Annotated in this window: 10 protein-coding genes; 8 read left to right on the top strand and 2 right to left on the bottom strand. The window is 62.8% G+C overall.

The features are described from left to right. The first annotated feature begins 74 nt into the window (after positions 1–74). The 8 genes from MOV61_RS03250 (at position 75) to MOV61_RS03215 (ending at position 9,472) form a co-directional block, all read left to right on the top strand. Positions 75–1,175 carry a LacI family DNA-binding transcriptional regulator gene (locus MOV61_RS03250; RefSeq protein WP_247135525.1) on the top strand — a complete coding sequence of 367 codons (1,101 nt, stop codon included), beginning with the start codon at positions 75–77 and terminating at the stop codon, positions 1,173–1,175. A gap of 57 nt (positions 1,176–1,232) precedes the next feature. Continuing rightward, on the top strand, positions 1,233–2,102 hold the full coding sequence (locus tag MOV61_RS03245; protein WP_244447595.1) for a carbohydrate ABC transporter permease: 870 nt from the start codon (positions 1,233–1,235) through the stop codon (positions 2,100–2,102). Then, complete coding sequence (locus tag MOV61_RS03240) at positions 2,092–2,925, top strand: carbohydrate ABC transporter permease (RefSeq protein WP_040124357.1); 834 nt, start codon at positions 2,092–2,094, stop codon at positions 2,923–2,925. Before MOV61_RS03245 ends, MOV61_RS03240 begins: the two co-directional genes overlap by 11 nt. Positions 2,926–2,964: 39 nt before the next feature. Continuing rightward, positions 2,965–4,260 (top strand): extracellular solute-binding protein, encoded by a 1,296-nt coding sequence (locus MOV61_RS03235; protein ID WP_247135524.1) that lies wholly within the window; start codon positions 2,965–2,967, stop codon positions 4,258–4,260. A 109-nt stretch (positions 4,261–4,369) separates the two neighbouring features. Then, positions 4,370–5,803 (top strand): FAD-dependent oxidoreductase, encoded by a 1,434-nt coding sequence (locus tag MOV61_RS03230; protein ID WP_309493642.1) that lies wholly within the window; start codon positions 4,370–4,372, stop codon positions 5,801–5,803. Between the two features lie 152 nt (positions 5,804–5,955). Continuing rightward, complete coding sequence (locus MOV61_RS03225; protein ID WP_247135520.1) at positions 5,956–7,017, top strand: ABC transporter ATP-binding protein; 1,062 nt, start codon at positions 5,956–5,958, stop codon at positions 7,015–7,017. Positions 7,018–7,103: 86 nt separating this feature from the next. Continuing rightward, positions 7,104–7,832: an SDR family oxidoreductase gene (locus MOV61_RS03220; protein WP_247031375.1), complete on the top strand. Its 729-nt coding sequence runs from the start codon at positions 7,104–7,106 to the stop codon at positions 7,830–7,832. A gap of 2 nt (positions 7,833–7,834) precedes the next feature. Further along, positions 7,835–9,472, top strand: a complete 1,638-nt coding sequence (locus MOV61_RS03215) for an FGGY-family carbohydrate kinase (RefSeq protein WP_247135519.1) — start codon at positions 7,835–7,837, stop codon at positions 9,470–9,472. A 61-nt stretch (positions 9,473–9,533) separates the two neighbouring features. On the opposite strand, the gene hutC is transcribed toward MOV61_RS03215, so the two are convergent. Both hutC and MOV61_RS03205 read right to left on the bottom strand, forming a co-directional pair. After that, complete coding sequence (gene hutC / locus MOV61_RS03210; RefSeq protein ID WP_247135518.1) at positions 9,534–10,259, bottom strand: histidine utilization repressor; 726 nt, start codon at positions 10,257–10,259, stop codon at positions 9,534–9,536. Then, positions 10,256–11,602 carry a formimidoylglutamate deiminase gene (locus MOV61_RS03205; protein ID WP_247135517.1) on the bottom strand — a complete coding sequence of 449 codons (1,347 nt, stop codon included), beginning with the start codon at positions 11,600–11,602 and terminating at the stop codon, positions 10,256–10,258. Before MOV61_RS03205 ends, hutC begins: the two co-directional genes overlap by 4 nt. Positions 11,603–11,648 lie beyond the last annotated feature (46 nt).

Here is an 11,648-nt window from a genome sequence, read left to right as displayed (position 1 = left end):
CGCGCATTTCCGCTTGCTTATCCGGCAAGAGGTGTTAAACGTTTAACGGTAAAACGTTTAACAGTGAGGCTGCGGTGTCCCGCAAACGTGCAACGCTCAAGGAAGTCGCCGAACGTGCAGGCGTTTCGATCGCCACCGTGTCGAACGTCTTCAGCGGCCGCAAGCCGGTGAACGACGATCTGCGCGAGAAGGTCGAGCAGGCTGCCAAGGACCTTTCCTTCCAGATCGACCGCGCGGCCTCGCAGCTGAAATCCGGCAAAGCCCGGGTGGTCGGCGTTCTCGTTCCTGATCTCGACGACACCTTCTTCACTTCGCTCATCTCGCGCATCGAGGTGATGGCGCTGAAGGACGGTTACGACGTCATCGTCGCGAGCTCGCGAGACGACCGGCAACTGGAGGAATCCAGGCTGCAGACGCTGCTCGGCTGGCGGCCTTCGGGCATTATCGCGGTGCCCTGCTCCGATACGATACCGGCAGCACTTGCCCGCGAAGTTGGGCATCTGCCGACCGTGCTCGTCGACCGTGTCATCCCGCAGTCGGCCGCCGCCGATACGGTGACGATCGACAATTTCGAGGCGGGAGAAATCGCCGGCCGTTATCTCGTCGAGATGGGCCATACCGATATCGTGCTTGCCGCCTCGCATCTCGATATCGCGCCGATCCGCGAGCGTGTCCGCGGCGCGACGTCGATCGCGCGCGAGATGATCGGCCGCGAGCCCGTGGCGATCGCGCTCGGCTCGAATGCCGAACGGGGCGCCGAGATCTTTGCCCACTGGCTCGAGCGCCATCCTTTGCCTTCGGCGGTCTTTGCCCTGACCAACGTCACCACGCTTGCGGTCCTCACCGCGCTCGCAAGGCAGCGGATCGACATTCCCGACCAGGTCTCGATCATCGGCTTCGACGACTACACATGGATGAGCGCCCGCAAGACGGCGCTGACCGCGATCCGGCAGCCGGTCGACGAGATCGCTCACCTTGCCTGGGAGCGGCTGCAGAAACGCATGCGGGGCGATGCCTCGGCGCCGTCGCCGAGCATTCTCAACACCAGCCTTCAGGTCCGGGATTCGACCCGCCGCCTCGTGTCACCGCCCGTGGAGGGGCTTCTGAAAGTTGTGGAGGAACAGGCGGCCGATACGCCGGACAAGGTCAAGGAGCGACCGAACCGCATCCACTAGGCGTCGGGCAAGAACGCCAGTCAAAGACTACGCTCGCATGGGAGGAGCATTTTGCGTTTGAACAAGATCACCGAGGTCGTGCCATTCCTGGCGCCGGTACAGATACTGATCCTCAGCGTCATCGTCATACCGTCGTTTTATGTCGTATGGCTCAGCCTGCATGCCTCCAGTTTCGGGCAGTCCGCGACCTTCGTGGGCCTTCAGAACTATATCAAGGTGCTGACCGATCCGGCCTTCCTGCTGGCGCTCGGCAACACCGTCCTCATCGTCATCTTCGCCGTGCATCTGGAACTGGCGCTCGGGCTTGGAATGGCGCTGCTGTTTGCAAGCGGCCTGCCGTGCCGGCGCGTTCTCCTTGTTGCGGTCCTGGCGCCCTATGCCGTCAGCGAAGTCATCGCCGTCGCCATGTGGCGTTTCCTGTTCGATCCGGATGTCGGTCCGGTCACCGCCATGCTGACATGGCTCGGGCTGCCGATGCTCGACTGGTCCTTCGAGCCGTCTCACGCGCTGATCATGATCGGCCTGCTGACCATCTGGCTGCACCTGCCCTTCACCTTCATCATTCTTTATGCGGCGCGCCTGGCGATCCCGAAGGATCTCTACGAGGCGGCCCGCATCGACGGCGCCAAACCTTTCGATGCCTTCCGCCGCGTGACGATACCGCTGCTCGGGCCGGCGATCGTCGTGGCGCTGCTGTTCCGCTATATCTTCGCCTTCCGCATCTTCTCGGAAGTCTGGCTGATGACCCAGGGCGGGCCTGCCCGTTCGACGGAAGTGGTCGCGGTCTATCTCTATCAGGAGGCGTTCAGCTTCAACGCCTTCGGCACGGCGGCCGCCACCGCCTGGATCATGGTGCTCGCGTCGCTGCTTCTGGCGACCGGTTATGTCTTCCTCCTTCGCAAGCAGGTGGCCGGCAATGCGCACTGACAAGCTCGCCATCGGCCTTGGAAAAACAGTCGCGGTCGCGGTCATCCTCGTCTGGTCGCTGTTTCCGATCGCCTTCCTCGTCATGTCGTCGTTCAAGCCCGGCCAGGACATTTTCGCCGTGCCGCCGAAACTCGTCTTTTCGCCGACAGTGCAGCACTATGTCGAACTCTGGAACGGCTGGGGCGTGTTCTTTTCCGGACTTCTGAACAGCACCATCATCACCGCCGGCGCGACCATCATCGCGATCACCACCAGCACGGCGGCGGGTTACGTCTATTCGCGCTACAGCAGCCGGATGCTGGATGCGAGCGTGATGTTCCTGATCATCGTGCGCCTCATTCCGCCGATCGTGGTGACGCTGCCGCTGTTTCCGATCATCAACGCGATCGGCCTCAACGACACGCATATCGTGCTGATGGTGCTTTACGCGACCTTCTTCGTGTCGCTCGGCACGGTGCTGATGCGCACCTTCATCGACCAGATTCCGCGTGAACTCGACGAAGCGGCCCAGATCGATGGCGCCAAGCGGCTGACGATCTTAAGGCGCGTCATCGTGCCGCTCGCGGCACCCGGCATTCTCGCGGTCGCCGTCTTCGTCGTCGTCTTTGCCTGGAATGAGTTCCTGTTCGCCTTCATCTTCACCGCGACCAAGGCCAAGACCGCACCGCTGGTGATCTCCGAAATGATCGGATCGATCGACGGCGTCGACTGGGGCGTGCTGTTTGCGGCGTCCACCGTCCAGCTCATACCGGTTCTGCTCTTCGTCATCTTCATGAACCGCTATCTCGTGGCCGGCCTCACCGCCGGCGCGACCAAGGGTTAGTCACCCGGGTTATTCAACTGTCTGCAAGGGAGGGAAATCATGTCAGACAAATTGCTTACCAACATCACACGGCGCGGCTTCTTAGGCACCGCTATGGGAGGAGCGGCGATGCTCGCCGCAGGGCCGTCGTTTGCGGCGGGCAAGACGCTGAACGTCCTGAGCCACAAGGTGCACCAGACGGTGCTCGGCACCGGCGACGGTGACCTGCTCAAGGACTGGCGCGCGACCAACGATGCCGACGTCGTCTGGACGACGTTTGATTCCAATCCGCTCCAGGACCGCCTGTTCCGCGAGGCGAGCCTCAGCGCTACCGATTTCAATGTCGGTTACATCGTCGACAATCGCCCGACCAAGCAGATCGCCGCGATGTTCGAGCCGCTCGATACCTATCTCAAGAAGGATACCATCGAGGACTTCGGCGATATCGCACCGGGCCTCGTGCAGGGCATGACCGTCGACGGCAAGCTGATCGGCATTCCGGTCCGCCACGCGACCCAAGGCCTGTTCTATAACGAAGCGCTCCTCGAAGAGCAGGGCATCACCGCGCCGCCGACGACACTCGAAGAACTGGTGGAGCAGGCCCAGAAGCTTACCTTCACCTCCAAGGCCGGCACGCCGGTCGCCGGCATGGTGCTGGCGAGCGACCTCGCCGTCTTCCCGGTCATGTTCGCCCGCGCCTTCGGCGGCGATTTCATCAACGCCAAGTTCGAACTGCTGCCGAATCCAGAGGCCATGGAAAAGGGCCTGACCATCCTTCGCAAGATGTTCGAGGGCGGCGCCCTGCCGCGCAGCTACGCGACCACCAAGAACGACGACCAGGTGACCTGGCTGCAGCAGGGCCGCGCCGCCTTCACAGTCTTGCCCTTTGCCCGGTTCGCGCAGCTCAACAACAAGGAACAGAGCAAGTTCCCCGGCAAGATCAAGGCGATCGAATTCCCGATCTCCGCAGGATTGAAGGGCAAGATGCCGATGTCCTCGATCGTCGAGGCCTGGGGCATGGTCATCCCCGCGAACTCCAAGGACAAGGACCTGTCCTGGAAATTCATCAAGGAAGTCTCCAGCAAGCGCGCAACGCTCGGCATGGCCAAGAATGGCAATGGCCCCGTCCGCGTCTCCACCTATGCGGACCAGTCCTTCGCCGCAAACAGCCCGGTCGCCGCCGTCGAGGCCGCGGTGCTGAAGAACGCTCGCGGCGCCTTCCCGCCCTTCCCCGAAGCGGCCCGCGCCCAGTCGATCTTCCTGGAGGAAGTCCAGCTCGCCGTCCTCGGCCGCAAGGATGTCAAGGAAGCCGTGGCCTCGATCGCCACGCGCGTGAAGCCCCTGCTTCAGGCCTGAACATTTGTGAAGACCGTCCGGGCGCCAACCGCCCGGACGTCGGATATCGCCGAAATTAGCATGATTGATGCGGGACCCTGAAGGTCCATCCACGAAAGAGACAAGGACAATGTTGAACACCAGCAGTCGATCGATCCAGGAGCCCGCCCGGGCAACCCCTGTCATGGCGGAATATGACGTGCTCGTTATCGGCGGCGGACCGGCCGGTCTGACGTCGGCGCTCGCCGCCGCGGAAGACGGGCTTCGGGTGGGGCTTGTCGAAAGCCGCAGCTTCGTCGGCGGCAACATGACCATCGGCCTTCCGGTCCTCGGTTTCCTCGGCCAGAAGGGCAACCAGATCATCGAAGGCCTGCCACAAAAATTCATCGATCGCCTCAAGGCCCGCGACGGCGCCAGCGAACACCGCCCCTGCCCGCTCCACATGGGCATCACGCTCGTGGAACCGGAAGCGGTGAAGACCGTGGCGCTCGAAATGCTGACGGAAGCGGGCGTCGAGGTGTTGTTCTACACGTTCTGCGCCGGCGTCGTGATGGATGGAGACATGATCCGCGGCGTCATCACCGAGAGCAAGAGCGGCCGCGGCGCGATCCTCGGCAAGGTCGTCATCGACTGCACCGGTGACGCGGACGTCGCCTATCGCGCCGGCGTCCCCTGCGAGAAGGGCAACGAAAACGGCGGCATGCAGCCGCCGACGCTGATGTTCTGCATCGCCGGCGTCGATACCGAAAAGCTGCGCCTCAGCATCGCCAACCAGCCGCCACAGGCACGCACCTATCTCACCGACTTCATCCCGGCGGAATATTTCGGTCAGAACAACCAGTTCATCGTGGTTGGCCTGCGTGAGCTGATCATCAAGGCGGAGGCCGAGATGGGCCTGAAGATCGCCAATGAACGCACGATCATCATCACCGGCCTGAAGGCCGGCGAAGTCTGGATCAACATGACCCGCGTCAAGGGCGTCGATGGGACGGATGCATCCAGCCTCACGATGGGCGAAATCGAGGCCCGCGGCCAGATCGACGACATCGTCACCTACCTGATCAACTACGTCCCCGGTTTCGAGAAGGCCTATTTCACCAAGACGGCGCCGTTCCTCGGCATCCGCGAAACACGCCGGATCATCGGCGAATATGTGATGAACCAGGAGGACGTGCTCGGCTGCCGCCATTTCGACGACTCGATTGCCGTTGCCAGCTATCCGATCGACATCCACCGCCCTGCCGACGACGGCTGCACGCTGATCTGGTGCGGCGACTGCTACGACATTCCCTATCGCTCGCTGATCCCGACCAAGGTCAGCAACCTGATCGTTGCCGGCCGGGCTATTTCCACCACCCATGAGGCGATGGGCGCGATCCGCGTCATGGCGACCTGCATGGCGATGGGCGAAGCGGCAGGGCGGGCGGCAAAGATCTCGGTGCGCAGTAACCGCGCGCCCGCCGATATCGATGTCAGGGAGCTTCGCCGCCAGCTGATCGCCAAGGGCGCCTATCTGCGCGTCAAGGACAGTGCCGAGCGCGCAAGGGAACTGGAAGACGCCTGACCGCAAACCGGCAGGCCCGGCGGTGCACGCTGCCGGGAATGGGATGGTTTGGAACGTTTGTTTTGCCCACAGGCGGACCGTGGGCGACGGGTGCGGTCCGGCGGCTTGTCCAACGGTGCCGCGCCCGAAGATTTCAAGGAAAGTGAGGAAGCATGGCAAGTTTGCGTCTGGCCGGGCTCAAGAAGAGTTTTGGTGCCGTGGATATCATCAAGGGCGTCGACCTCGATATCAAGGACGGCGAATTCGTGGTGTTTGTCGGGCCTTCCGGCTGCGGCAAGTCCACGCTGCTGCGGATGATCGCGGGGCTCGAAGACATATCAAGCGGCGAGCTTTATATCGGCGACCGGCTCTGCAACGAGGTGCAGCCGCGCGAGCGCGGGATCGCCATGGTGTTCCAGTCCTATGCGCTTTATCCGCATATGAGCGTCTACGAAAACATGGGCTTCGGGCTTTCCCTGAACAAGACACCGAAACCCGAGCTCGATGCGCGGGTGCGCGAGGCGGCCCGTATCCTGAAGATGGAGCATCTGCTGGAGCGCAAGCCGAGCCAGCTTTCCGGCGGCCAGCGCCAGCGCGTCGCCATCGGCAGGGCGATCGTGCGCAAGCCCGGCGTCTTCCTGTTCGACGAACCGCTTTCCAACCTTGACGCCGCACTTCGCGTGGATATGCGCATGGAGCTTGCCAAGCTGCATCGCGACCTGGGGGCGACGATGATCTATGTCACCCACGACCAGATCGAGGCGATGACGCTTGCCGACAAGATCGTCGTGCTCGACGGTGGTCTGGTGCAGCAGGTCGGCTCGCCGATGGAACTCTACAAGAACCCGGCAAACAAGTTCGTCGCGGGCTTCATCGGCGCGCCGAAGATGAATTTCCTGCCAGTGAAGGTGCAGTCCGTCGCTGGCGATACCGCAACCGTCGCCTCCGATACGATGTCCCCCATCCCGGTCAAGGGAAGAGGCTTTTCGATCGGTGATCCGGCTTGGCTCGGGATCAGGCCGCAATTCCTGAAACCTGGCCCGCCGACGGACGGCGAAGGAGCTCTTCGCGGGCGCATTGCGCTGGTCGAGCGCCTGGGAACCGAGACGATTATCGCGGTCGATACCGCCGAAAACGAGAGAGTGGTCGCCGCAATCCCTGTGGATGTCGAACTGGCGTTCGGGGATGCCGCCGAGTTCCAGTTCAACCCGCAGGCTGCGCATCTATTTCACTGATCGGAGCACAAGCCGAGCCGGGCCACGGCAATCGGCTCCAACGCGGCTCCCATACCGACTGTAATAATATTGAAGCAAGGAACGACATGAGACAGGATCTTTCCGGAAAGGTGGCCGCAGTGACCGGTGCGGCGTCGGGCATCGGCCTCGAATGCGCCCGAGCCCTGTTGGCCGAAGGCGTCAGCGTCGCACTTGTCGACAGGGCGGGCGATACGCTCGATAAGCTATGCTCTGAACTGGGGCCGAACGCCTTTCCGCTGGCGATCGATCTGACCGATTCCTCCAGCGTCGCAACGATGATGCCGCGCATCCTCGACCGGTTCGGCAAGCTCGATATCTTCCACGCCAATGCCGGCGCCTATATCGGCGGAGAGGTGGTCGAGGGCGACCCGGATGCCTGGGACCGCATGCTCAATCTCAACATCAATGCCGCCTTCCGTTCCGTCCAGGCCGTGCTGCCGCATATGGTCGAGCGCAAGACCGGCGACATCATCATGACCAGCTCGATTGCCGGCCTGGTGCCGGTCGTCTGGGAGCCGATCTACACCGCCTCCAAACATGCGGTGCAGGCGTTCGTTCACACCGTGCGGCGCCAGGTCGCCAGACACGGCATCCGCGTCGGCGCGGTCGCACCCGGGCCTGTCATCACCGCATTGATCAGCGATTGGCCCCAGGCGAAACTCGATGAGGCGATCGCGGCGGGAGGTTTGATGGAGGCGACGGAAGTCGCCGAAGCCGTGATGTTCATGCTCTCGAGACCCCGCAACATCACTATTCGCGATCTCGTCATTTTGCCTCTCAGCACGGATCTCTAGTCATGACCCGCTTCTTTATCGGCATCGATGTGGGAACAGGCAGCGCGCGGGCCGGTGTGTTCGATGAGGCCGGGACGCTACTGGCATCCGCCAAACACCCGATCACCATTTGGCACGAGCCCGGCCATATCGTCGAGCAATCCGGCGAACAGATATGGCAGGCGGTCTGCGAGAGCGTCCGGGAAGCCGTCGGTTCTGCCCGTATCCCGCTGTCGGCGGTTGCGGGAATAGGTGTCGACGCGACCTGCTCGCTGGTCGTCGTCAATGCTGATGGGAAGCCGGTCTCGGTCAGCCCCTCGGGAGAGGCCGACCGCAACGTCATCGTCTGGATGGATCACCGCGCCGCCGGCGAGGCGGCCGAGATCAACGGTGGGCGGCACGAGGTCCTGCGTTATGTGGGGGGCAAAATTTCGCCGGAGATGGAAACGCCGAAGCTTCTCTGGCTGAAGCGCAACCTGCCACGATCGTTTGCCGATGCCGGACATTTCTTCGATCTCGCCGACTATCTGACCTTTCGCGCGACGGGATCGCTCAGCCGGTCGGCCTGCACGGTCACCTGCAAATGGACCTATCTCGCCCATGAGCAGCGCTGGGATGCCTCATATTTCAGGGCGATCGGCCTTGGAGAACTGGCCGATGAGGGTTTCAAGCGGATCGGCACCGACATCGTCGATCCGGGAACGCCGGTTGCAAACGGCCTGACGGAACAGGCCGCTGCCGATCTCGGCCTGAGGCCGGGAACCCCTGTCGGTGCCGGCCTGATCGACGCCCATGCGGGCGGCATCGGCACGCTCGGCGGTCAAGATCCAGAAGGCCGCGCAGACGTTCGAAACAGGCTCGCCTATATTTTCGGGACATCCGCCTGTTCCATGGCCTCCAGCGACAATCCCGTGTTTGTCGATGGTGTATGGGGGCCGTATTATTCGTCAATGGTCCCCGGACTGTGGCTGACCGAAGGTGGCCAGTCGGCAGCCGGCGCTGCCATCGATCACCTGGTCACGATGCACCCGGCATCCGCTGAAGCGCGCTCCAGGGCCGAAGCCGATGGGATCTCGCTCGTTGCCTGGCTCGACCATGAAGCGACGAGACTGTGTCCAAATCTCGCCCAGGCCGTCGAACTTGCAGGCACTGTCCACGTCCTGCCCGAATTCATCGGCAACCGATCGCCGCATGCGGACCCCGATGCGCGCGCCGTCATTGCGGGGCTCGGGCTGGAAACCGATATTGCCAGCCTGATTTCGCTGTTTGTCGCCGGGCTCTGCGGCATCGGCTATGGCCTCAGGCAGCTGCTGGACAAGCTGTCGCAGAACGGCATGGCCTTCGACCTGATCATCGCCAGCGGCGGTGCGGCGCAAAGTCACCTCGTGCGTCAGATCCTGGCGGACACGACAAATCTGCCGGTGGCTGTCGCCGATACGGAGGAACCGGTTCTGCTCGGCAGCGCGATGCTTGGAGCCGCCGCCGCTGGCCGATACGGGTCGCTGCAGGAAGCCATGAGCGCGATGTCGCGTCTCTCGACGCTCTACAGGCCTGCCGGCGGCACGGTCCGCCAAATGCACGATCACCGATACCGCGCTTTTAGTCGGCTTCAGGAGATGGAACGGCAGATACGGTCAGATCGCAGAACGCTATCGTCTTGAGAGATCTGGACTGAGGGCTCGCTTCCAGCTCCACATGACATGGGTAGTACCGTAGCGCCGCCTAGTTCTCTCCGCCCGGCGTGAAGCGGGCGACCAATGCGTGCCGGTCGCCCGGATAGGTGAAGCGCACGAATGTTACCGGACCGGTGCTGCCCCAGGTCCGTCGTTCGATGGCCAGACAGGCAGCGTTCCTGGAAATGTCGAGCCTCTTTGCGACCTCCGCGCCGGCCGACTGGGCATAGATCCGATGTTCCGCAGTGCTCCACGGGATCTGGCTGATGAGCCAGGTCCCCGGCGCCGACTTCGAAAAATCCTCGCTCTCCGCTTCGGGCACGGTCGTCAGGTTGATCAGCCGCTCCTCAAGGCAGAACGGCCGTTCGCCGGCGTGGTGAAGGCAGACGAGATCGAGGACCGAGGCCGTTTCCGAAAGCTCCAGATGTTGCCGGTCTAGGGGGGTTGCTTCGCGTCGAACCCGATTTTCAAGCCGGTAGGAATAGGCAAGCTTAAGGGAGCGGACCTCCGCCTCGATACTATGGATTTCGAGCACCGCGGCCTGGGTCACCGGTTGCGAAACGAAGCTGCCGGATTTCTTGCGCCGCTCGATCAGCCCAGCCCTCGCCAGATGCGTCAGCACCTTGTTGGCGGTCATCCGCGAGCAGCCGTATTGTACGGCAAGATCGACCTCGAAAGGCAGGCGATATCCTGGAGGCCATTCGCCGGAGACGATCCGCCCCTCTATGTCGCTCAAAATGCGATGATGGAGGGTGGCTTCCTTGCCATTCGTCATAGTGTCAGCAATTCCTGCATTACCATCCTGAACCGCCGGCCGATCGCGTCCCGCCGGACATGCCGCCCGCCTTCGACCTGCTTGCGGCCAAGCGACCAGACGCAATCCACGACAATGCCGCCCGCAAATATCCAATGGTCGAGAATCTGATCGGCGGCAAGATAGGGAACGTCATTGACGTCGAGCGAGACGATATCGGCGTAGTTGCCCGGAGCCAAGCCGGCGGCCGCACCAAGCGCCGTTCCGCCGCCCGAAAGCGCCGTCTCGAACAACCGCCGCCCCGTCGAACCCTCCGGTTTTGCCAGGACGTTGCGCCTCTTCAGGCCAAGGCGCTGGGAATATTCGAGCTGACGCAGCTCCTGCGCCACGGAAATCAGTAGGTTCGAATCCGAACCGATACCGAAGCGGCCGTTCTGCGCGACGAAGTCTTCGCCGGGAAAGATGCCGTCGCCCAGATTGGACTCGGTGATCGGGCAAAGCCCGGCGATGGCGCCGCTTTCCGCCATGCGGCGGGTTTCATCCTCGGTCATGTGAGTTGCGTGGATGAGGCACCAGCGTTCGGTGACCGGCATGTTTGCAAGCAGCCAGTCGACGGGCCGGGCGCCGGACCAGGCAAGGCAGTCCTCGACCTCCTTCACCTGTTCGGCGATGTGGATATGCACCGGGCCGTCGCCTGCCATTTGCACGACCCCATCGAGTTCCTGCGGAGTGACGGCGCGGAGGCTATGGGGCGCGACGCCGAGTTCCGCGCCGGGTATGGCCGCAGTCAGATGACGGCAGCCGTCCATGGTCTTGGCAAAATCGTCGATCGAGTGGATGAAACGGCGCTGGCCCTCGATCGGCGCCGCGCCGCCGAAGCCCGAATGGGCATAAAAAACCGGCAGGAGGGTCAGGCCGATTCCCGCCTCCGCACTCGCCGCGCCGATGCGCTCGGCCATCTCGGCGATATTGGCGTAGTGGCCGCCATCCCTGTCGTGGTGGAGATAGTGGAATTCCCCCACCCGCGAAAAGCCGGCTTCCAGCATTTCCATATAGAGCTGTGAGGCAACGGCCTCGACCTGTTCCGGCGTTATCGAGAGCGCGAACTTGTACATCAGCGTCCGCCAGCTCCAGAAACTGTCGTCGCCGGGACCGCGAATTTCCGTAAGGCCCGCCATGGCGCGCTGGAAGGCATGGCTGTGCAGGTTCGGCATCGCAGGCACGACAACCTTGTGACACTCGTCTTCCGCCGTCGCCTCGATGCCGACCTCCACTCCCGCAAGTCGGTCCGCCTCGATCGTCAACCTTACATTCTGCTGCCATCCATCCGGCAGGAGAGCCAATTGCGCATGAAGCGTGGCCATGGACGCCTTCCCTTTTCCTCGCGGAGACCAAAATTCTTCTTGTCAC

The organism is Neorhizobium sp. BETTINA12A (assembly GCF_023006485.1).
Taxonomy (GTDB): Bacteria; Pseudomonadota; Alphaproteobacteria; order Rhizobiales; family Rhizobiaceae; genus Neorhizobium.
The sequence above is the reverse complement of the archived record's forward strand: the minus strand, read 5'-3'. Positions and strand labels throughout refer to the sequence as shown.